The organism is Rothia sp. 11273D007AR, assembly GCF_053547255.1.
On the sequence record NZ_JBPPWJ010000002.1, the window covers coordinates 64,356 to 87,789 of the forward strand.

At 60.6% G+C, this 23,434-nt stretch carries 13 protein-coding genes and 2 riboswitches; of the genes, 12 read left to right on the forward strand and 1 reads right to left on the reverse strand.

Translation table 11 applies throughout. From position 1 onward, the window contains the following. Window positions 1-2: 2 nt before the first annotated feature. The 8 genes from narJ to ACED88_RS01460 all read left to right on the forward strand — a co-directional run bounded on the left by narJ (window position 3) and on the right by ACED88_RS01460 (window position 16,641). On the forward strand, window positions 3-791 hold the full coding sequence (gene narJ / locus ACED88_RS01425) for a nitrate reductase molybdenum cofactor assembly chaperone (RefSeq protein ID WP_449107445.1): 789 nt from the start codon (window positions 3-5) through the stop codon (window positions 789-791). Next, window positions 788-1,576 carry a respiratory nitrate reductase subunit gamma gene (gene narI, locus ACED88_RS01430; protein WP_449107446.1) on the forward strand — a complete coding sequence of 263 codons (789 nt, stop codon included), beginning with the start codon at window positions 788-790 and terminating at the stop codon, window positions 1,574-1,576. Before narJ ends, narI begins: the two co-directional genes overlap by 4 nt. 10 nt (window positions 1,577-1,586) lie before the next feature. Next, window positions 1,587-2,807 carry an MFS transporter gene (locus ACED88_RS01435; protein WP_449107447.1) on the forward strand — a complete coding sequence of 407 codons (1,221 nt, stop codon included), beginning with the start codon at window positions 1,587-1,589 and terminating at the stop codon, window positions 2,805-2,807. A gap of 191 nt (window positions 2,808-2,998) precedes the next feature. Further along, a riboswitch (glycine riboswitch) is annotated at window positions 2,999-3,112 on the forward strand. Continuing rightward, a riboswitch (glycine riboswitch) is annotated at window positions 3,113-3,225 on the forward strand. It begins immediately after the preceding riboswitch. Between the two features lie 56 nt (window positions 3,226-3,281). After that, entirely contained in the window at window positions 3,282-6,125 is a 2,844-nt protein-coding gene (gene gcvP, locus ACED88_RS01440; protein ID WP_449107448.1) for an aminomethyl-transferring glycine dehydrogenase, read from the forward strand. A 21-nt stretch (window positions 6,126-6,146) separates the two neighbouring features. Continuing rightward, complete coding sequence (gene gcvT, locus ACED88_RS01445) at window positions 6,147-7,265, forward strand: glycine cleavage system aminomethyltransferase GcvT (RefSeq protein WP_449107449.1); 1,119 nt, start codon at window positions 6,147-6,149, stop codon at window positions 7,263-7,265. Window positions 7,266-7,393: 128 nt separating this feature from the next. After that, a complete protein-coding gene (locus ACED88_RS01450; protein ID WP_449107450.1) occupies window positions 7,394-8,911 on the forward strand; it encodes an L-serine ammonia-lyase in 1,518 nt (505 codons plus the stop codon). A gap of 282 nt (window positions 8,912-9,193) precedes the next feature. Continuing rightward, a complete protein-coding gene (gene rpoB, locus ACED88_RS01455) occupies window positions 9,194-12,694 on the forward strand; it encodes a DNA-directed RNA polymerase subunit beta (protein ID WP_237185973.1) in 3,501 nt (1,166 codons plus the stop codon). Window positions 12,695-12,750: 56 nt separating this feature from the next. After that, window positions 12,751-16,641, forward strand: coding sequence for a DNA-directed RNA polymerase subunit beta' (locus tag ACED88_RS01460; RefSeq protein ID WP_237237621.1), 3,891 nt, complete (start codon window positions 12,751-12,753; stop codon window positions 16,639-16,641). Between the two features lie 133 nt (window positions 16,642-16,774). Here ACED88_RS01460 and ACED88_RS01465 read toward each other — a convergent pair whose 3' ends face one another. After that, window positions 16,775-17,680, reverse strand: a complete 906-nt coding sequence (locus ACED88_RS01465) for a shikimate dehydrogenase (protein WP_449107451.1) — start codon at window positions 17,678-17,680, stop codon at window positions 16,775-16,777. Between the two features lie 152 nt (window positions 17,681-17,832). Between ACED88_RS01465 and ACED88_RS01470 the strand changes: the two genes are divergently transcribed. The 4 genes from ACED88_RS01470 (at window position 17,833) to fusA (ending at window position 23,407) form a co-directional block, all read left to right on the forward strand. Continuing rightward, complete coding sequence (locus ACED88_RS01470) at window positions 17,833-19,923, forward strand: neutral/alkaline non-lysosomal ceramidase N-terminal domain-containing protein (RefSeq protein ID WP_449107452.1); 2,091 nt, start codon at window positions 17,833-17,835, stop codon at window positions 19,921-19,923. 450 nt (window positions 19,924-20,373) lie between these two features. After that, the gene (gene rpsL, locus ACED88_RS01475) at window positions 20,374-20,748 is read left to right on the forward strand and encodes a 30S ribosomal protein S12 (protein ID WP_083090707.1); all 375 of its coding nucleotides are present in this window, start codon (window positions 20,374-20,376) and stop codon (window positions 20,746-20,748) included. After that, window positions 20,748-21,218 (forward strand): 30S ribosomal protein S7, encoded by a 471-nt coding sequence (rpsG, locus tag ACED88_RS01480; protein WP_135012878.1) that lies wholly within the window; start codon window positions 20,748-20,750, stop codon window positions 21,216-21,218. Before rpsL ends, rpsG begins: the two co-directional genes overlap by 1 nt. A gap of 74 nt (window positions 21,219-21,292) precedes the next feature. Then, window positions 21,293-23,407, forward strand: coding sequence for an elongation factor G (fusA, locus tag ACED88_RS01485; RefSeq protein ID WP_449107453.1), 2,115 nt, complete (start codon window positions 21,293-21,295; stop codon window positions 23,405-23,407). The last annotated feature ends 27 nt before the right edge of the window (window positions 23,408-23,434 follow it).

The following is a 23,434-nucleotide window of genomic DNA, read 5'->3' on the forward strand; positions in this document are numbered from 1 at the left end:
CCGTGGCAGGATTCTTCTCCAAACTCCTCAAACGCAACGCGGCGGAGGTGGAACCACCCACCCCGCCCTCGGGCGACCCCTTCGACATGGACTGGGGGAGCGGGCACCCCACCGACGCCGTGGTCTACCAGCTCACCAGCGTCCTCATGCGCTACCCCACCGAAGAAACCCGCGCCCTGCTACCGGAACTTACCGCGCTTGCCCAAGAAACCGGTAATGACTACTTAATGCGCGGTGTAGCCCGCATCAAGACCTGGTACGAGGCAACCGAGCTTGACGCCATGCAGGCCGAATACGTACAGGAATACGACCTGTCACGCCGGCACGCCTTCCACCTGTCCTACTGGACCGAAGGCGACACCCGCCGCCGCGGCGAGGCCCTAGCCCGCTTCAAGCAGATGTACCGAGACTCCGGCATGGTCACCACCCTGCACGGGGAACTACCCGACTACCTGCCCATGGTGCTGGAGTTCACCGCCCTGGTGGACGCCCGCGCCGGCCGCGCTGCTCTGCAGGCCTACCGCCCCTCCCTGGAGCTGCTACGCCTGGCCCTACGGGACGACAACCTGCCCTATTACGAGCTCATCGAAGCGGTCTGCCAGACCCTGCCCGGAGTTTCCCCCGAAACCCAGGCAGACGTGCAGAAACTCGTCACAGCAGGCCCACCCGCTGAAGCCGTCGGCCTAGCCCTGGCCCCCGGCGACCCCCGCCTGCTACCCCTCTTGCTGCCCCACGAACAGACACCCGGCGCCACCATCGGTGCCGACCATAAGAACGGAGCCACCCTGTGACCGGCACAGTTAACGCCCTCGACTTCTTCCTCTGGGGCATCTTCCCCTACATCACCCTCGCCATTGTCATCGGCGGTACCATCTGGCGTTACAAGACCGACCAGTTCGGCTGGACCACCCGCTCCTCCCAGATGTACGAATCCCGCCTGCTACGCATCGCCTCGCCCATGTTTCACTACGGCATCCTGGTCGTGCTCGTGGGCCACATCGTGGGTCTGGTGATCCCCAAGTCCTGGACTGACGCGGTTGGCATCTCCGAGCACTTCTACCACATCAACGCCCTGGTGCTGGGCTCCATTGCGGCGGTTGCTACCCTGATCGGCCTCTTCGCCATGATTTACCGCCGCCGCACCTCGGCCACCGTCTTCCGCGCCACCACCTGGAACGACAAGATGATGTATGTAGCCCTGACCAGCGCCATCGTCCTTGGCTCAGTTGCCACCCTCTTCAACGCTATGGAGATCGAGGGCGAGCATAACTACCGTGAAACCGTCTCGGTCTGGTTCCGCTCCCTCTTCTACTTCCAGCCCAACGTCGAGGCCATGGCCAGCGCTACTACTTCCTTCCACATCCACGTCATTGTGGCCATGATTCTCTTCTGCCTCTGGCCCTTCACCCGCCTGGTGCACGCCTTCACCGCACCCCTGCACTACATCTTCCGGCCCTACATCGTCTACCGCTCGCGGGGCAAGCGTAACCACGCCCGCGGCTGGTCGCCGGTAGGCACCGCAGACTCCGTGAATAAGGACGCCCGCACGGTCGAGCGCCAGCACCACCACCACTAAGGAAAACACCATGTCTACTACGGCTGTTGCTGCGAAAGATCCGCAGCTTGCTGGCCAGTTCAAGTACGTCATTATGGCGGCCCTGGCCTCCATGATTGGCTTCTGGGGCTGGACCATGATTGGCCCCCTGGCCAAGTACTACACCGAAACCTACGGCCTGACCGAGGGGCAGCGCTCCCTGCTGATCGCTACCCCGGTGATCGTTGGGTCCCTGGCCCGTATTCCGGTGGGTGCACTGACCGACCGCTTCGGTGGTCGCATTATGTTCACCATCATGCTGACCCTTACCGGGTCCATGGTGCTCGTTACCGGCCTGGTGGGGCAGATGGGTAACTTCTCCCTGCTTCTGCTGGCAGCCTTCTTCCTGGGTATCGGTGGCTCCATCTTCGCGGTGGGTATTCCCTTCGCCGCTGCCTGGTTTGAGCCCCACCGCAAGGGCCTCGCCACAGGTATCTTCGGCATGGGCATGGTCGGTACCGCCTGCGCCGCCTTCTTCAACCCCCGCATGCTGGCTGCTTTTGGCTACTTTCCCACCCACGTCATTATGAGCTGCGTAGCCCTGACCTACGCCGTCATCGTCTGGCTCTTCATCCGTGACTCACCCGTTATGAAGGCCCGCACCCCCGAGCCGGTTCTACCCAAGATTCTGGCTGTGTCTAAGAAGCTGGTCACTTGGCAGCTCTGCTTCATCTACGCTGTGGTCTTCGGTGCCTTCGTAGCTTTCTCGAACTTCCTCTCTACCTACATGCAGAACATCTACGGCTACGAGGCCGTTGCCGGCGGTACTTTTGCGGCCATGTTCGCGGCCTGCGCAGTGCTGGCCCGCCCCTTCGGCGGGGTCGCAGCCGATAAGTTCGGCGGCAAGCTCACCACTCTCATCGTTTTCGTTGCTATGACCGTGCTGGCCATCTGCATTGCCTTTGAGCCTGAGAGCACCGCCGTGAATACCCTGATTCACGTGGTCATGGCCCTCTTTGTGGGCTTCGGTACCGGCACCATCTACGGCTGGCTGGGCAAGGTTGTGCGCTCGCAAGATACCGGTACCGTGTCTGGTCTGGTCTCGGCTGCCGGTGGCCTGGGCGGCTACTTCCCGCCCCTGATTATGGGCGCTGCCTACACCGCTTTCGGCAACTATTTCTGGGGCGTGCTGGCCCTGGCTTCTACCTGCGTGATTTCTATTCTGGTTTCCCTCTGGATGGCTTCAGATAAGAAACCCGCCCGCGCCGCCTAAGCTTGGCTTGGCACTCTCCGTCCAGGGAGATTTCCGGACGCCCGCGCCCCGCTTTCCTGCCTTTGGGCAGGGGCGGGGCGCGGTTGCGTCCGCCCCCCGTAAAATCGACTTTTCCACCCCAAAATTCCCTCATGTGGTGCTTTGGGTGTAAGGTGTGGCACAATAAGGGTTGTTACAACTAAAACGCCGTTACAACTGGTGCGGGAGAGACCGTACATGCTCGAGGTTGAGGGACCACGGGCACCGGCGCCGAAGGAGCAAACCCTCCCCGGGAAACTCTCAGGCACATGTACCGCTCAGTTAGGCAACTCTGGAGAGGGGCGTTAAACCCCCACCGAAGGGGCAAAATTCGCGCCCGCTACCAAGCGTGATGGGTAGCTGCGAACCAAAACTCTCAGGTTTTAACAGAGCGGGGAGGGCACCACCACAGGGCACCCCTGTGGGCAGGTTTACCCTCTACCCTGGAGAGTCACCATGTCATTTATCGACCGCCACCTTGGCCCCCGCTCAAACGACCAAGAAACCATGCTCTCGGTGCTGGGCTATGACAGCCTTGGCGCCCTCATCAACGAGGTCATCCCTTCCAATATTCGTCTAGAGGGCGACCTCAACCTGCCCGCCCCCCTGACCGAACTTGAGGCCCAGAACAAGATTGCCTCCTACGCCGCCCTTAACCAGGTCAAGCACCAGATGATTGGCGCCGGCTACTATGACGCCATCACCCCGGCTGTGATTCGCCGCAACATTCTTGAAAACCCGGGCTGGTACACCTCCTACACCCCCTATCAGCCCGAAATCTCCCAGGGTCGTCTCGAAGCGCTACTGAACTTCCAGAACACCGTTATGGAACTGACCGGCCTGCCCATCGCTAACGCCTCTCTGCTGGATGAGGCAACCGCCGTTGCTGAGGCCGCCGTCATGATGCACCGGGCCAACCGCAAGGTCAAGAACGGCTTCTTCGCTATTGACTCCCGTGCCCTGCCCCAGACCCTCTCGGTTGTCCGTGGCCGCGCTGAAGCCCTGGGCATTCCTTTTGTGATTACCGATTTTGCCGATGGCCTGCCCGAGGGCGACCTTTACGGCGTCATTATCTCCAACCCCGGCCACGATGGTGAAGTCCGCGATATTGAGCCGGTCATCAAGGCCGCCAAGGAGCGTGGCGCCCTGGTTACCGTCATCGCCGACCTGCTGGCCCAGACCCTGCTGACCGCCCCCGGCCACCAGGGCGCTGACATCGCTGTTGGCTCCTCCCAGCGCTTTGGCCTGCCCCTCTGGTACGGCGGACCCCACGCAGCTTTCATGGCTGTCTCTAAGGGTATGGAACGTAACCTGCCCGGCCGTCTGGTCGGTGTTTCCCAGGACGCCTTCGGCAAGCCCGCCTACCGCCTGGCCCTGCAGACCCGCGAGCAGCATATCCGCCGCGAAAAGGCCACCTCAAACATTTGTACCGCCCAGGCCCTGCTGGCTATCGCCGCCGGTGCCTACGCCGTCTACCACGGCCCTGAGGGCCTGCGGGTTATCGCGGGTCGCCTGCACGATAATGCCGCCCGTATCGCCGCCGCTGGTACCGCAGCCGGCCTGAAGCTGGTCCACGAGACCTTCTTCGACACCGTTGCCTTTGAGGCCGAAGGACGCGCCGACGAGCTGGTTGCCAAGGCCCTGGACGCCGGTATTAACGTCCGTAAAATCTCAGCAGATCGTATCTCCATCTCAGTGGGCGAGTCCCACACCGATGAGGTACTGGAAGCCTTGGCCGCTGCCCTGGGCGGTGAACTGGGGGAGACCGATGCCTACGAGCTGCCCGAGGCTCTGCTGCGCACCGACGACTACATGACCCACCCGGTCTTTCACCTCTACCGCTCTGAGACCTCCATGATGCGCTACCTGCGCTCCCTCTCAGACAAGGACCTGGCCCTGGACCGTACCATGATTCCCCTGGGCTCTTGCACCATGAAGCTGAACGCAGCAGCCGAGATGGAACCCATTTCCTGGCCCGAGTTCGCCTCCATCCACCCCAACGTGCCTGCCGACCAGGCTGCCGGCTGGAAGGCCCTGATTGATGAGCTCTCAGCCTGGCTGGTTGAAATTACCGGCTACGACGCTATCTCCCTGCAGCCCAACTCCGGTGCGTCTGGCGAGTACGCTGGCCTGCGTGCTATCCGCGCCTACCACGAGGCTAACGGCGATACCCAGCGCACCGTCGTCCTGATTCCCATGAGCGCTCACGGCACCAACGCCGCCTCCGCTGCCCTGGCAGGTTTGTCCGTCGCCGGTGTGGCAACCGCCCCCGACGGCTCCATCGACGTTGAAGACCTCAAGGCCAAGATCGAAAAATACGGTGACACCATCGCCGGCATCATGATCACCTACCCCTCCACCCACGGTGTCTTTGAGGAGCAGGTCGTTGAGGTCTGCCAGCTGGTGCATGACGCCGGTGGCCAGGTTTACGTAGACGGCGCCAACCTCAACGCCCAGATGGGTCTGGCCCAGCCCGGCAAGTTTGGTGGCGACGTCTCCCACCTGAACCTGCACAAAACCTTCGCCATCCCCCACGGCGGTGGTGGCCCCGGCGTCGGCCCCGTTGCTGTCGGCGCCCACCTCGAGAAGTACCTGCCCGGTAACGGCTTCGAGGCGGACGCCGAAGGCAAGCTGGCAGATGCACCCCTGCCCATCTCCCAGGCTATGTTTGGTTCTGCCGGTGTGCTCCCCATCTCCTGGATGTACATCGCTATGACCGGTGCTGAGGGCCTGCGAGCTTCTTCCGAAACCGCCATCCTCTCGGCCAACTACATCGCCAAGAAGCTGGGCTCCCTGTACCCCGTGCTCTACGCGGGTGAGACCGGCCTGGTCGCCCACGAGTGCATCCTGGATCTGCGCGAGCTGACCGCGGCGTCCGGAATCACCGCCGAGGACGTCTGTAAGCGCCTCATGGACTACGGCTTCCACGCCCCCACCCTGGCCTTCCCCGTGCCCGGCACCCTCATGGTCGAGCCCACCGAATCAGAGTCCTTAGCTGAGCTGGATCGCTTCATTGAGGCCATGACCCAGATCCACGCTGAGATTCAGGAAGTCATCGACGGTAAGGTCAGCGCCGAGGAGTCTGTGCTGCGCAACGCCCCGCACACCGCCGAGGTCGTCACCGCCGACGAATGGACCCGCCCCTACCCCCGTTCGCAGGCCGCCTACCCCGTGCACGAGCTGCGCCTGAACAAGTACTTCACCCCCGTTGGCCGTATCGACGGTGCCGGCGGCGACCGTAACTTTGTCTGCGAATGCCCGCCCATGGAAGCCTTCGACATCGAAGTCCACAGTGCCTAAGGCGAGAAAGGTCTAACCCCTATGTCACCCCAGAAAACTGCCCTTTACCAGGTCCACGCAGACCTGGGCGCCGCCTTCACCGACTTCGGCGGCTGGGACATGCCCCTCAAGTACACCAACGACGTTGAAGAGCACAAGGCTGTGCGCTCAGCTGCCGGTCTCTTCGACCTCTCCCACATGGGCGAATTCCGCGTCACCGGCCCCGACGCCGGCGCCTTCCTGGACTACGCCCTGCTCTCTAACATGTCGATTCTCAAGGTGGGCAAGGCCAAGTACTCCCTGCTTCTGGCTGAGGACGGCGGCGTCATTGACGACCTGATTACCTACCGCCTGGGCGAGGAAGAGTTCCTGGTCATTCCCAACGCCGCCAACGTCGCCGCCGACTACGAGGCCATGAGCGCCCGCACCGCAGGCTTCGACGTGCAGCTGGTCAATGAGACTGAGGCGACTTCCCTGGTTGCTGTTCAGGGCCCGGCCTCTGAAGCCATCCTGCTCGACATGGACCCCTCCGACGCCGAGACCATCACCTCCATGGGCTACTACGCAGCTGCCCCCATCCGCTTCGGCGATATTGAGGCCCTGCTGGCTCGCACCGGCTACACCGGTGAGGACGGCTTCGAAATCTATGTCGCTAACGAGGACGCCGCCAAGCTCTGGGCTCTGGCCGCCGAGCGCGGCGAGAAGCACGGGGCTATTCCCGCAGGCCTCGCGGCCCGTGACTCCCTGCGCCTTGAAGCCGGTATGCCCCTCTACGGCCACGAACTGGGGCGCGACATTACCCCCTTCGAGTCGGGCATGGGCAAGCTGGTTGAGATCGCCCTGACCAAGAAGTCCGCCAACTTCGTGGGTAAGGACGCCCTGGTCCAGCTCTCCGAGCAGACCCCGGCTCGTTCTCTGGTGGGCCTCAAGGCCCAGGGCAAGCGCCCCGGCCGAGCGGGCTCCAAGCTGGTAGACGAGAATGGCACCGAGATCGGTGAGATTACCTCGGGTATTCCCTCACCCACCCTGGGCTACCCCGTTGCTATGGCTCTACTGGCCACCGAGCACGCTACCGCAGGTGCGACCGTCAACGTCGATATCCGTGGTAAGGTTGCTCCCTTCGATATCGTCGAGCTGCCCTTCTACAAGCGCGAGAAGTAAGCCGCTCAGCGCGCCCCTTTTTAGAACCCTGTGCTACTGCCACCCCGTCACAACCGGCCTTGGATCGGTTGGTAGCACAGGGTTCTTTCTGACCTAGGCCCCCTTGACACCCCGCAGGAGCATCACCGATGGACCTCAACGACACCCCCGACTACCTTTCTGATCCGCCCCATTCAGAAGCGCAGACCAAAGCAGAAGCCCTGGACTATGACATCTCTGTCTTCGAGATGTTCTCCATCGGTATTGGCCCCTCCAGCTCCCATACCGTGGGCCCGATGCGAGCCACCAACCGGTTCATCGCCGAACTGATTGACGTAGGCACACTCAAGGACGTCACCCGGGTCCATATCGACCTCTACGGCTCTCTAGCAGCCACCGGCGCCGGGCACGGCACCATGAGCGCAGCCATTAAGGGGCTGGCTGGTTTCGTGCCCGAAACCATCGACATTGCTGCCGCCGAGGCCCTCATGGACCGCAACCAGGTGGACGGTACCCTGCCCCTGGCAGGCTACCCCTCGGCAGCCTTCGAGTCCGGTGCCCCCGGCCCCGAGACAACCAAGGTGAGCGGGCCCGTCCTGGCCTACAAGGAAGCCGATATCACCCTGCGTCCGCTCACCGTACTTCCCCGCCACACCAACGGTATCAAGGTCACCGCCTACGCGGGGGAGAGCCTACTGTTAGAGCGCACCTACTTCTCCATCGGCGGCGGGTTCATCGTTGAAGAAAACGAAGAATCATCGGGTTCCACCGGGCTATCTAAGGCTCCTTACCCCTTCGGGTCGGGCGAAGAGCTCCTTGACATGGCCAATAGTGCGGGCCTGTCCATCGCCCAGCTCAAGATGGAAAACGAGAAGACCGAGCGCAGCGAGAGCGAAGTACGCGCCGGGATCTTGCATATTCGGCAGGTTATGAAGGAATGCATTGGCTCGTCTCTAGAGCGAATGGGTTACCTGCCCGGCCCGCTTAAAGTGCGCTGCCGTGCTGGCCAGTGGCACCGAGACCTGCTGGCAGAAGACCCTAAGAAGTCACCCGAGTTCGCCATTGACTGGGTTAACCTCATCGCCCTGGCCGTCAACGAGGAAAACGCCTTTGGCGGGCGGATCGTCACCGCCCCCACCAACGGGGCGTCCGGCATTATCCCGGCTGTGCTGCATTACGCCCTCAACTACGTGCCCGCAGTGCGCCACCGCGGCCAAAAGGTCATCGATGACGCCGTGGTTGACTTCTTCCTAGCTGCCGCCTCCATCGGGGCCCTCTACAAGAAGCGGGCCTCCATCTCTGGAGCCGAAGTGGGCTGCCAGGGTGAGGTAGGCACCGCCTCGTCCATGGCCGCAGCCGGTCTTGCCCAGGTTATGGGCGGCACCAACGAGCAGGTAGAAAACGCCGCCGAAATTGCCATGGAGCACAACCTCGGTCTGACCTGCGACCCCGTCGGTGGCCTGGTGCAGATTCCCTGCATTGAGCGCAACGCCATGGCAGCATCCAATGCCGTTACCGCCGTCAAGATGGCCCTGCGCGGGGACGGCCAGCACCGGGTCTCCCTGGACCAGGTCATCGAAACCATGCGCCAGACCGGCGAAGATATGTCGCACCGCTACAAGGAAACCTCCATGGGTGGCCTGGCCGTCAACGTGGTGGAGTGCTAGCCGGAGTTTGCAAAAGTTGCAGAGATTGGGTATAGACAGCGCAAATGTTTTGCTGTAGCATGAATATTTGCGCTTCCCTAATCTTCTGTGCCTTCATATAGCGGTGGGCAGGTTGTAACAGGTTTTAAGTACGCCCCAGTACCCCGAACATCAATCTAGCCACTATCCCAGCACGGCACAGGTGCTATAACAGGCTAGTTTGCCTTTTCAAAGGGTCCTTGAGTGTACCGCCCCTGGTGGGGGAGCGGGTACGAACAGACATGTCTGTGGAAGGATCCAATCTTGGTCGCCTCGAGCACCTCTAATACTGAAGCCGCTAACGGCGTAGGTTCGCAGCGCCGAATCTCATTCGCAAAAATTGCTGAGCCCCTGCAGGTTCCCAACCTGCTCGCGCTCCAGCTCGACAGCTTTGATCAGCTCGTCGGTAACGAACGCTGGGCAGCTAAAGCAGCTGTAGCAGCAGAAACCGGCGATACCTCCGTCAGCCAGACCTCAGGTCTTGCCGACATCTTCGAAGAAATCTCCCCGATCGAAGACTTCCAGGGCACCATGTCCCTGTCCTTCTCCGATCCCGAATTCGCCGACCCCAAGTACACCATGGAAGAGTGCAAGGATCGCGATGCGACCTACGCAGCTCCCCTGTACGTCAAGGCCGAATTCATGAACAACAACACGGGCGAAATCAAGCAGCAGACCGTGTTCATGGGTGACTTCCCCCTGATGACCGAATCCGGCACCTTCGTCATCAACGGCTCCGAGCGCGTCGTTGTTTCCCAGCTGGTTCGCTCACCCGGTGCCTACTTCGAAAAGACCGCCGACCGCACCTCCGATAAGGACATCTACACCGCGAAGATTATCCCCTCCCGCGGTGCCTGGTTCGAACTCGAAATCGATAAGCGTGACCAGGTAGGCGTCCGTCTGGACCGCCGCCGTAAGCAGTCAGTCACCACCCTGCTCAAGGCCCTGGGCTGGAGCGAAGCCAAGATTCTGGCTGAGTTCGGTGAATTTGACTCCATCCGCGCCACCCTCGAGAAGGACACCGTCCAGACCCGCGAAGAGGCCCTGCTTGACATCTACCGCAAGCTGCGCCCGGGCGAACCCCCGACGGTTGATGCTGCCCAGAACCTGCTGGACAACATGTACTTCACCCCCCGTCGCTACGACCTGGCAAAGGTCGGCCGCTACAAGGTCAACCGCAAGCTCGGCATCGACACCCCCGTCAACGACCCCTCAGCATCAGTGCTGTCCCAGGACGACATCGCAGCCATGATTCGCTACCTGGTCACCCTGCACGCAGGTGGCACCAGCATCAAGGGCATCCGCGACGGCCAGGAAGTCGACATCCGCGTTGACGTTGACGATATCGACCACTTCGGTAACCGCCGCATCCGCGCCGTGGGCGAACTGATCGAGAACCAGATTCGTACCGGTCTGTCCCGCATGGAGCGCGTCGTTCGTGAGCGTATGACCACCCAGGACGTCGAGGCCATCACCCCTCAGACCCTGATTAACATCCGCCCCGTGGTTGCCTCCATCAAGGAATTCTTCGGTACCTCCCAGCTCTCCCAGTTCATGGATCAGAACAACCCGCTGGCAGGTCTGACTCACAAGCGTCGTCTCTCAGCTCTGGGCCCCGGTGGTCTCTCCCGTGACCGCGCAGGCATGGAAGTGCGAGACGTGCACCCCTCCCACTACGGCCGTATGTGCCCCATCGAAACCCCTGAAGGCCCCAACATCGGTCTGATCGGCTCGCTGGCAACCTACGCCCGCATCAACCCCTTCGGTTTCATCGAGACCCCCTATCGTATCGTCAAGAACGGTCAGGTCACCGACGAGGTCAAGTACCTCACCGCCGATGACGAAAAGGGCAACACCATCGCTCAGGCTAACGCGCCCCTGAACGCAGACATGACCTTCGCCGAAGAGCAGGTCCTCTGCCGTGCAGGCGACGGCTCTGGTGAAGCTGTGCTGGTAGACGCCTCCGAGATTGAGTTCATGGACGTCTCCCCCCGCCAGATGGTGTCTGTGGCAACCGCTCTGATTCCCTACCTGGAACACGACGACGCTAACCGAGCACTGATGGGTGCTAACATGCAGCGTCAGGCTGTGCCCCTGCTCGAATCAGAGGCACCTGTCGTTGGTACCGGTATGGAACGCTACGCGGCTCTTGACTCCGGTGACTCCGTTGTCGCTAAGAAGGCCGGTGTGGTCTCCGAGGTCTCTGCTGACCTGGTTGTCGTCCGCAACGATGATGGCACCACCACCTCCTACCCCATCCTCAAGTTCCAGCGCTCCAACCCCGGTAACTGCTACAACCACCGCGTTGTTGTTAAGGTGGGCGACCGCGTTGAAGAGCGCAGCCTGATTGCTGACGGCCCCTCAACCGACAAGGGCGAACTGGCACTCGGTAAGAACCTACTCGTGGCCTACATGTCATGGGAAGGCTTCAACTTCGAGGACGGCATCATCCTGTCCCAGCGCATGATCTCCGACGACGTGCTCACCTCAATCCACATTGAAGAGCACGAAATCGATGCCCGCGACACCAAGCTGGGTGCCGAAGAGATCACCCGCGACATCCCCAACGTCTCCGAAGAGGTGCTCTCAGCCCTCGACGAGCGCGGCATCATCCACATCGGTGCCGAGGTTGAGGCCGGCGACATCCTGGTCGGTAAGGTCACCCCCAAGGGCGAAACCGAACTGACCCCCGAAGAGCGCCTGCTGCGCGCCATCTTCGGTGAGAAGTCCCGCGAAGTCCGTGACACCTCACTCAAGGTTCCCCACGGCGAGTCCGGTACCGTTATCGGCGTCCGTATCTTTGACCGCGAAACCGACGACGAAGACCTGCCCAGCGGCGTTAACCAGCTGGTGCGCGTCTACGTTGCCCAGAAGCGTAAGATCACCGTCGGCGATAAGCTGGCAGGCCGCCACGGTAACAAGGGTGTTATTACCAAGATCCTCCCCATCGAGGACATGCCCTTCATGGAAGACGGCACCCCCGTTGACATCATCCTCAACCCGCTGGGCGTCCCCGGTCGTATGAACATCGGTCAGGTACTCGAAGTTCACACCGGCTGGCTGGCTAAGCAGGGCTGGAAGATCGAGGGCAACCCCGCCTGGCTGGACAAGCTCCACAACTTCCCCAAGGAAACCGGCCCCACCAACGTCGCAACCCCCGTGTTCGACGGTGCCGGCGAAGAGGAACTCTTCGAGCTACTGGACCACGCTAACCCCAACCGCGACGGCGACCGCCTGATCAACCGCTCAGGTAAGGCCCGCCTGCTCGATGGCCGCTCCGGCGAGCCCTTCCCCGAGCCGGTATCCGTTGGCTACCAGTACATCCTGAAGCTGCACCACCTGGTGGACGACAAGATCCACGCACGCTCCACCGGCCCCTACTCCATGATCACCCAGCAGCCCCTGGGCGGTAAGGCCCAGTTCGGTGGCCAGCGCTTCGGTGAAATGGAAGTGTGGGCACTGGAAGCATACGGTGCCGCCTACACCCTGCAGGAAATCCTGACTGTCAAGTCTGACGACGTTCACGGCCGCGTGAAGGTCTACGAAGCCATCGTCAAGGGCGAGAACATCCCCGAACCCGGTGTGCCCGAGTCCTTCAAGGTCTTGATCAAGGAAATGCAGTCCCTCTGCCTGAACGTTGAGGTTCTCTCAACCGACGGTAAGACCATCGAAATGCGCGATGTAGAAGACGAAGGCTTCCGAGCAGCAGATGACCTGGGCATCGACCTGTCCCACGCAGAGCCCAGCTCTGTCGAAGAGGTCTAAACCCTCCCATCTGTTCGAACAAGACTTCAAAACACTAGGAAAGAGATAAGGACCAAATGTCCAACGAATCTTCACTTGGTTTGATGCGTATTGGCCTAGCGACCTCCCAGAACATCCTGGATTGGTCCTACGGCGAGGTTAAGAAGCCCGAAACCATCAACTACCGAACCCTGAAGCCCGAGAAGGAAGGCCTCTTCGACGAGCGCATCTTCGGCCCTACCCGCGACTGGGAATGCTACTGCGGTAAGTACAAGCGCGTACGCTTCAAGGGCATCATCTGTGAGCGCTGTGGCGTAGAGGTAACCCGTGCCAAGGTGCGCCGCGAGCGTATGGGCCACATCGAGCTGGCGGCTCCCGTGACCCACATCTGGTACTTCAAGGGCGTACCCTCACGCCTGGGCTACCTGCTTGACCTGGCTCCCAAGGACCTGGAAAAGATCATCTACTTCGCCGCCTACATGATTACCCATGTGGACGAAGAAGCCCGCCACGAGGACCTGCCCAACCTGCAGGCCGCCCACGACCGCGACAAGAAGGTCCTGCAGGACCAGCTCGCAGCCGACATCAACCTGATCGCTCGCGAAACCGAAGAGGAACTCGCCAAGATCGAGGCTGACGGTGGCAAGGCCGCCGAAAAGCGCAAGCTGCGCGACGCAGCCGAGCGCCAGATGGCGTCCGTCCGCAAGAACGCAGAACGCGAAATCGAGCAGCTCGAGCGCGTCTGGGACCGCTTCAAGAACCTCAAGGTCGCCGACCTTGAAGGCGATGAGGCTCTCTACCGTGGCATGGTCGACAAGTACGGCATGTACTTCGAAGGCTCCATGGGTGCAGAAGCAATCAAGAAGCGTCTTGAGAACTTCGACATGGAAGCTGAAGCAGAGGCTCTCAAGGACATCATCCAGACCGGCAAGGGCCAGAAGAAGACCCGCGCCCTCAAGCGTCTGAAGGTTGTCAATGCCTTCCTGACCACCGACAACTCACCGCTCGGTATGGTACTGGACTACGTTCCCGTCATCCCGCCGGAACTGCGCCCCATGGTGCAGCTCGACGGTGGCCGCTTCGCGACCTCCGACCTGAACGACCTCTACCGTCGCGTCATCAACCGCAACAACCGCCTCAAGCGTCTGCTGGAACTTGGTGCTCCCGAGATCATCGTGAACAACGAAAAGCGCATGCTGCAGGAAGCTGTTGACTCCCTGTTCGACAACGGCCGTCGCGGTCGCCCCGTCACCGGTCCCGGTAACCGCCCCCTGAAGTCACTTTCTGACATGCTCAAGGGTAAGCAGGGCCGCTTCCGTCAGAACCTGCTCGGTAAGCGCGTTGACTACTCGGGTCGTTCCGTTATCGTCGGTGGCCCCACCCTGCAGATGCACCAGTGTGGTCTGCCCAAGCAGATGGCTCTGGAGCTCTTCAAGCCCTTCGTGATGAAGCGCCTGGTGGACCTCAACCACGCCCAGAACATCAAGTCTGCTAAGCGCATGGTCGAGCGTTTCCGCCCCCAGGTGTGGGACGTCCTCGAAGAGATCATCACCGAGCACCCCGTGCTGCTGAACCGCGCACCCACCCTGCACCGCCTGGGTATTCAGGCCTTCGAACCCCAGCTGGTCGAAGGTAAGGCTATCCAGCTGCACCCGCTCGTCTGTTCAGCATTCAACGCTGACTTCGACGGCGACCAGATGGCAGTCCACCTGCCCCTGTCACCCGAGGCTCAGGCCGAGGCCCGCATCCTCATGCTGTCCTCCAACAACATCCTGAAGCCCTCAGACGGCCGCCCCGTTGCGGTACCTGACCAGGACATGATCATCGGTCTCTTCCACCTGACCACCGCCCGTGACGGTGAGAAGAACGAAGGCCGCCTGTTCTCGTCCTACGCAGAAGCCATCATGGCCATGGACCGCCACGAGATTGAGCTCTACACCAAGGTCAAGATCGTGCTGGACGACTTCGTACCCTACGAGGGCTGGGAAGCCCCCGAAGGCTACGAGCCCGGTCAGCCCGTCCTGGTAGAAACCACCGTCGGTCAGGTCATCTTCAACGAGACCCTGCCCGCCGACTACCCCTGGTACACCGGTATTGCCGACAAGAAGTCCCTGGGTGCCCTCATCAACGACCTTGCTGAGAAGTACCCCATGCACGTGGTAGCCAAGACCCTTGACGCGCTCAAGAACACCGGCTTCTACTACGCTTCACGCTCAGGTGTGACCGTTGCGGTCTCCGATATCGCAGCGCCCCCCACCAAGCCCGCCATTATGGAAGGCTACGAGGAGCAGGCAGCCAACATCGAATCCCAGTTCGCCATGGGTCTGATCGACGACGTCGAACGCCGTACCGAACTGATCGACATTTGGACCAAGGCAACCGACGAGGTCGCCGAGGCCATGAAGGAAAACCTGGCCGAGAAGAACACCACCATTAACCGCATGGTCACCTCGGGTGCACGCGGTAACTGGATGCAGGTTCGTCAGATTGCAGGTATCCGTGGTCTGGTGTCCAACACCAAGGGTGAGATTATGCCCCGCCCGATTAAGTCTTCCTACCGTGAAGGCCTGTCGGTTCTGGAGTACTTCATCGCAACCCACGGTGCTCGTAAGGGTCTGGCAGATACCGCGCTGCGTACCGCAAACTCCGGTTACCTGACCCGTCGTCTGGTCGACGTTTCTCAGGATGTCATCGTGCGCGAGCACGACTGTGGCACCCGCCGCGGCCTGACTCTGCCCCTGATCGAGAAGGACGCCGCTGGCAACGTCTCCCTGCACGAGAACGTCGAGTCTTCAATCCACGGCCGCGCTCTGGCTGTTGACGTTGTGGCTGAAGACGGCACCGTACTGGCTGCTGCTGGCGCAGACGTCTCAGATATCGTCATTGACGACCTGTTCAAGGCCGGTATCGAAGAGGTTCGCGTCCGCTCCGTCCTGACTTGTGAGTCAGCAGTTGGTGTTTGTGCCCTCTGCTACGGCCGTTCCATGGCCTCAGGCAACCTGGTCGACATTGGTGAGGCCGTCGGTATTATCGCGGCTCAGTCCATTGGTGAGCCCGGTACCCAGCTGACCATGCGTACCTTCCACACCGGTGGTGTCGCATCGGCTGACGATATTACCCAGGGTCTGCCCCGTATTCAGGAGCTCTTCGAGGCCCGCACCCCCAAGGGTGTTGCCCCGATCTCAGAGGTCACCGGTCGCGTTACCATCGAGGACACCGACAAGTCCCTCAAGGTCGTTGTCACCCCCGATAACGGCGATGACCCGGTAGCCTACCCCGTGCTGCGTCGTGCCCGCCTGGAAGTTGCTGAAGGTGACCACATCACCGTCGGTACCCAGCTGGTCGCCGGTGCTGTTGACCCCAAGGAGATCCTGCGTATCCGCGGTCCCCGTGAGGCTCAGAAGCACCTGGTGGACGAGGTCCAGGGCGTGTACCGCTCCCAGGGTGTAGGCATCCACGATAAGCACGTTGAGGTTATCGTTCGCCAGATGCTGCGTCGTATCACCGTCATCGACTCCGGTGAGACCAACCTGCTCCCCGGTGAGCTGGTTGAGAACATCGCCTTCCAGAACGCCAACCGTGCGGCTCTGGCTGAGGGTAAGCGTCCTGCCTCAGGTCGCCCCGAGATGATGGGTATTACCAAGGCGTCACTGGCTACCGAGTCCTGGCTGTCTGCCGCGTCCTTCCAGGAAACCACCCGCGTCCTTACTCAGGCTGCGATGGAAGGTAAGGAAGACCCGCTGGTCGGCCTCAAGGAAAACGTCATCATCGGTAAGCTCATCCCCGCCGGTACTGGCCTTGCCATGTACAACGACATCGAGGTTGAGCCCACCGACGAGGCTCGCGAGGCTCTGTTTGCTCAGACCGCAACTCCCTACAATGATTTCAGCTACGCCGAGACCAACGAGGGTGCTATCAGCCCCGAGTTCCAGGCTATTCCGCTGGATGACTACGAGTTCGGTAAGTAAACCGTCCGCCGTTAGCCCGGTATAGGTAAGGCCCTTCCCCGCACTTCTGCGGGGGAGGGCCTTGCTTGTAGGTGTATGTTGAGTCTGCGCGAAGGAACAGGCGGACGGACAGGCGCCTGTTTGCGGGGAACCCTTAGGTGAGCTGGTTGCCCTGTGCTACCAGGAGCCTTTCGAAATGAGTAAGGAGTTCTGTCCTGTCTGGGCTCAGGCCGGTGATGAGTTCAAAGGCATCGGCTGCCTGTCCCACTGCCATAATCCCGCCGGGTAGTACCCTGCACCCTATAGAACGGGCTTTCTGTATCAGCGGTGTGTTTTGCGGTAGGTAGATGACGTCGAAGACCCAGAGCTGTGGGTGCAGGTAGTCCAGGGGTAGGGGAGTGCCGGGGTGATGGTGCATACCGATAGGGGTGGCGTTGACCAGGCCGGTAGAGGCAGCAAGAACAGCAGCTAGCTCATCCTCCGTGACGGCGCGGACGGTTGCGCCCGGGTAGAGCTCGGCCAGCTGCTGGGCTTTGGCTATAGCCCTTTGAGTATCGAGGTCAAATAGATTGAGCGTTCTAGTTCCTAGGCTGAGGAGGGCATCTGCGGTGGCAGACCCCGCACCACCCACACCTAGCTGGGTGACCTCTCTCAGATCGCCGGGGGCAGGTGCGAGGCCCTGACCCAGAGCCGAGGCAAAACCACTGACATCGGTGTTATAGCCCAGAAGCCTACCTTCCTGTGCTACCACCGTATTGACAGCCCCCAGGCGGGCGGCGGCGTCCGACACCTCATCCAGGTGCTCAAGTACCGCTTGCTTGTAGGGGAAGGTGATGTTGAAAGCGTTGAAGCCAAAATCAAAGCCCCAGTGTAGGAGCTCACCGATGGGCAGGGCGCCAGCTGCCCGCTGGCTAGGGCCTAAAGCATCAAGGTCAATGGGACGGTAAAGATATCGCAGTCCCGCTCGATCGGCCGCAAACTCGTGCAACGGGGGAGTCAAGGAAGCTGTAATACCGCTTCCCAGTAACCCGACCAGGTATGACTCTTGGGGTGTGCTCACGGGGCTGTCCTTTGTCTACGAGTAAAGCTCTTCCGTTCTACCACGAATCGCTGGGTAAGCCTAGCTAGCTAGATGGCTGTCTCATCGGTAGGCTTATTTGAGCACACTTGAGCGGCCTCAGCTGCTCACCTTTCGCACACTTTGAGGGTTGAATGAAACTATCACGACATGTAGGGGTCAAACTTGGCGTCTTTGGGGCTGCCCTATCGCTAGCTGCCGGGGCCTATCTGATTCCGTCCCAGGCCGACGTTGAACTAACGCCAGCGGGTGTCAATGCCCAGAGCCTGGCTCAGCTGGTGAACTCCACCCAGCCAACCGCCACGAACCCCTACCTGGTCGGGGCGGGCGTTGCCGATATCACCGGTGAGGTCGCAGAGGTGGCCTTCGTAGGTTACGGTACCGACACCCAAAAGGGCTCGGGTATTCATACCCGCCAGTACGCCCGCGCCTTCGTGGTCATTGACCCTGCTAGCGGCTCCCGCAACCTGATTGTGGTACTCGATGCTCTAAGCGCCTGGAACAGTATTCGCGCTGAACTGGTGAACCGTATTCAGACGGAGCTCGGCCCCGAGTTCACCGAAGCGAACATTATGATTACAGCCTCCCACAGTCATGCTACCCCTGGCGGTGTGAGTAAGGATGTACTGTACAACCTGGCAACCCTGGGCTTCAACGAGCCCACCTTTAACAACCAGGTCAACGGGTCTATGCAGGCTATCCGCGAGGCACTGGCTGACCTTGCCCCCGGTAACGTGACGGTCTCTAGTAGCCAGCTCACCGGTGTGGGCGTCAACCGCTCGGCGGTGGCCCTGGAGCAAGACCCGGCTAACCTCACCGATGCGCTGATCGACGGGGTAGACCCTACCAGCACCACCTTCCGATTTGAGCACGACGGGGTGACCCGCGCCGTCCTCAACTGGTTTGCTATCCACCCCACCTCCCTCACCAACAAAAACACCCTGGTCTCATCCGATAACAAGGGCTACGCCCAGTACCTGCTCGAAACTGTTGATCACGGGGTGAACCTCAACGCGGGTTCCGAGGACGATGCCTTCATCGCGGCCTTTGCCAACAGCAACACCGGTGACGTCTCACCCAACACCCAGCTGCAACCGGGTATGGGCCCCACCAACGACATGTTCACCAACCTTGAGATTCAGGGAACCAAGCAGGCGGACGCCGTCCGCACCCAGCTCGCCAGCGCCGGTACCCCGGTGGGGCAGGGGCTGGATTCCCGCATTACGTATGTAGATTTCTCCAAGGTGCAGGTGGATGCCCGGTGGACGGGCACCGGCTATGCAGGTTCCACCTGTAACGCCTCGCTCGGTGCCCCCTTCGCCGCCGGCAGCGTGGAGGACGGCCCCGGTGCGGCAGGCTTCAATGAGGGGGCTAACGCGAACAAGGTCTGGAGCGATTTCAACTGGCTGGCCTACAGCTCATCTGCCAGCCTGAGTGCCTGCCAGTACCCCAAGGCCAACCTGCTTGCCGTCCACGAGAAGGTGCAGCAGAAGCTGCCGGTGCAGGTCATGCGCTTTGGCAACTACTACCTACTGGGTATGCCCGGTGAACACAACGGCGCAGTCGGCGTACAGTACCGCCAGGATATGGCAGCCCTGCTGGGCGTTGACGAGTCGCAGATTATCGTGCAGGGCTACACCAACGCCTACAGTCACTATGTGACCACCCCGCAGGAATATCTTTCTCAGCAGTACGAGGGTGGTGCTACTGTCTTTGGCATCAACACCATGGGGGCCTTCCGTCAGACCCTCAACACCGTGGCGACTTCCCTCCGTGATGGCACGGAGCTGCCGTTGGGCGATAAGCCTTCCGTGCGCACCCCCATGAAGAGCGCCGTGGGTAAGGTCTGGTACGACCTGCCCGGCGCTGGCCACTACTACGGTAAGGTGCTCACCCAGCCCGCCAACACGGCCCGGGGCGCAACCGTCAGTGCCCTCTTTGTGGGTGCCCACCCCAACAACGACCAGCAGCTCAATTCCAGCTACCTTGAAGTGCAGCGTCTAGAGGGTAACCAGTGGGTGACCGTTGCCGGCGATAACGACCCGGCCACCCGCTTCCACTGGAAACGCCACCTGGCAGCCCAGTCCCGCGTAACCATCGAATGGCAGATTCCCGCTGACGCACTTCCCGGTACCTACCGGATTCTCTACCACGGGGACTCCAAGAACGGTGTCGGTACTATCACCCCCTTCACCGGGGCAACCCAGAACTTCACCGTCAGCTAGGCGGGCAGGTTCCTTCAGGACGCGGACGCCGGCAACCCCTTTCCCCTGGCAGGGGAGGGGAGCGCCGGCGTCCTTGCGCTTTTAAAAGCCTTAAGTGCCAGACATCACCCGATTAAAGAGCTTAAAGCTGCCCCCAGAGCACGCAGGGGGTAGATTAAGCCTTTCTAACCAGCTAGAGTAGTACCTGGAGTACTTAGCAGTAGTATCTACTGCCCGCACAGACACGTTCTGAGCAGTACATAAGAACCAATGGCAGAATGGACACCGTCCTTTGGCCTTGTTCGCCCGGGCACTCAGCCCGACCAGCGATCTTGAGGCCTAAATGCCATTTTTTGTTGTGTCTGGGCTCCTGCTAAGTCATGAAGATTTTCTTTTGCGCTTATCCCAAGTGACAGAAGGCAAGTAAACCGGTAGCTCCTAACGGGGCCACCGATACCAAACGGAGAACAAGTGCCTACAATTCAGCAGTTGGTCCGTAAGGGCCGTGCACCCAAGGTCGTTAAGACCAAGGCGCCCGCACTTAAGGGCAACCCCATGAAGCGTGGCGTATGCACCCGTGTATACACCACCACCCCGAAGAAGCCGAACTCAGCACTGCGTAAGGTCGCACGTGTTAAGCTCAACGGCGGCGTCGAGGTTACCGCATACATCCCCGGTGAGGGCCACAACCTTCAGGAACACTCCATCGTGCTCGTTCGCGGTGGTCGTGTGAAGGACCTCCCCGGTGTTCGTTACAAGATTGTACGTGGCGCACTGGATACCCAGGGCGTTAAGGGCCGCGGTCAGGCTCGTTCACGCTACGGCGCAAAGAAGGAGAAGAAGTAATGCCTCGTAAGGGTCCCGCTCCTAAGCGTCCCCTCGTAAACGACCCCGTTTACGGCTCACCGCTGGTTACCCAGCTCATCAACAAGGTTCTGCTGGACGGTAAGAAGTCAACCGCTGAGCGCATCGTTTACGGTGCCCTCGAAGGCGTTGCCCAGAAGACCGGCGCAGACCCCGTAGTAACCCTCAAGAAGGCAATGGACAACGTCAAGCCTTCACTCGAGGTTCGCTCACGCCGCGTTGGCGGCGCGACCTACCAGGTCCCCGTCGAGGTTCGTGCAGGCCGCGCAACCGCTCTGGCTCTGCGCTGGCTCGTTGGCTTCTCAAAGCTCCGCCGCGAGAAGACCATGACCGAGCGTCTCATGAACGAGATCCTGGATGCGTCCAACGGTCTCGGTGCCGCTGTGAAGCGTCGCGAAGACACTCACAAGATGGCCGAGTCCAACAAGGCCTTCGCACACTACCGCTGGTAATTTCTTCGTAGCCTGCCGTTATTGCACAAGTACATAGCGGCAGGCTTTCGGAGTTTCTCACAAGGGAGAACAAAGTGGCACTAGACGTGCTTACCGACCTGAATAAGGTCCGCAACATCGGTATTATGGCGCACATTGACGCCGGTAAGACCACCACCACCGAACGCATCCTCTTCTACACCGGTATCAACCACAAGATCGGTGAGACCCACGACGGTGCTTCAACCATGGACTGGATGGCTCAGGAACAGGAACGCGGTATTACCATTACCTCCGCGGCAACCACCTGCTTCTGGAAGAACAACCAGATCAACATCATCGACACCCCCGGCCACGTTGACTTCACCGTTGAAGTTGAGCGTTCACTGCGCGTCCTCGACGGCGCTGTTGCAGTGTTCGACGGCAAGGAAGGCGTTGAGCCCCAGTCTGAAACCGTTTGGCGCCAGGCTGACAAGTACGAAGTTCCCCGTATCTGCTTCGTCAACAAGATGGACAAGCTGGGTGCAGACTTCTACTTCACCGTAGACACCATCGTCAAGCGTCTCGGCGCTAAGCCCCTCGTTATGCAGCTGCCCATCGGCGCTGAAAACGACTTCATCGGCGTCGTTGACCTGCTCACCATGCAGGCCTACGTCTGGCCCGGCGATGCCAAGGGTGACGTTACCATGGGTGCTTCCTACGAAATCCAGGAAATCCCCGCTGACCTGCAGGAAAAGGCAGAGCAGTACCGTGCCGAGCTCGTTGAAAACGTAGCAGAAGCCTCTGAAGACCTCATGGAAAAGTACCTCGAAGAGGGCGAACTGACCATCGAGGAAATCAAGGCAGGCGTTCGCGCCCTGACCGTTGCTAACGAAGCCTACCCCGTCTTCTGTGGCTCAGCATTCAAGAACCGCGGCGTTCAGCCCATGCTCGACGCAGTTCTCGACTACCTGCCCTCACCGCTGGACGTCCCCGCGATGATCGGCCACCTGCCCTCTGATGAAGAGGTTGAGGTAACCCGCAAGCCCTCAGCTGACGAGCCCTTCGCAGCTCTGGCCTTCAAGGTTGCAGCTCACCCCTTCTACGGCCAGCTGACCTACATCCGCGTTTACTCCGGTAAGGCAGAACAGGGCCAGCAGGTTCTGAACGCCACCAAGGGTAAGAAGGAACGTATCGGTAAGCTCTTCCAGATGCACTCCAACAAGGAGAACCCTGTTGAAGAGATCCAGGCAGGTCACATCTACGCAGCAATCGGTCTGAAGGACACCACCACCGGTGACACCCTCTGCGACACTGCTAACCCCGTAGTTCTGGAATCCATGACCTTCCCCGCCCCCGTGATCTTCGTGGCCATCGAGCCCAAGACCAAGGGCGACCAGGAGAAGATGTCAACCGCTATCCAGAAGCTGTCTGCTGAAGACCCCACCTTCACCGTTTCACTCAACGAAGAAACCGGCCAGACCGAAATCGGCGGTATGGGCGAGCTCCACCTGGACATCATCGTTGACCGTATGAAGCGCGAATTCAAGGTTGAGGCTAACGTTGGTAAGCCCCAGGTGGCCTACCGCGAAACCATCACCAAGGCTGTCGAAAAGGTTGACTACACCCACAAGAAGCAGACCGGTGGTTCCGGTCAGTTCGCGAAGGTTCAGGTCTCCTTCGAACCCATCGCCCTCGATGCTGAAGAGCTCTACGAGTTCGACAACGTCGTCACCGGTGGTCGTGTTCCCCGCGAATACATCCCCTCTGTTGACGCCGGTATCCAGGACGCAATGCAGCTCGGTATCCTCGCTGGCTACCCCGTTGTTGGTGTCAAGGCAACCCTGATCGACGGTGCTTACCACGATGTTGACTCGTCAGAAATGGCGTTCAAGATCGCTGGCTCAATGGTCTTCAAGGAAGGCGCCCGCCGCGCCGCTCCCGTCCTGCTGGAGCCCCTGATGGCTGTTGAAGTACGTACCCCCGAGGACTACATGGGCGATGTTATCGGCGACCTGAACTCACGTCGTGGTCAGATCCAGTCCATGGAAGATGCAGCAGGCGTCAAGATCGTTCACGCTCTTGTTCCGCTGTCAGAAATGTTCGGTTACATCGGTGACCTCCGTTCAAAGACCCAGGGTCGTGCAGTCTTCTCCATGGAGTTCGACAGCTACGCCGAGGTTCCCAAGAACGTTGCTGATGAAATCATCCAGAAGAGCCGCGGCGAGTAATACTTGCCCGGGTGCGGCTCACCCCGT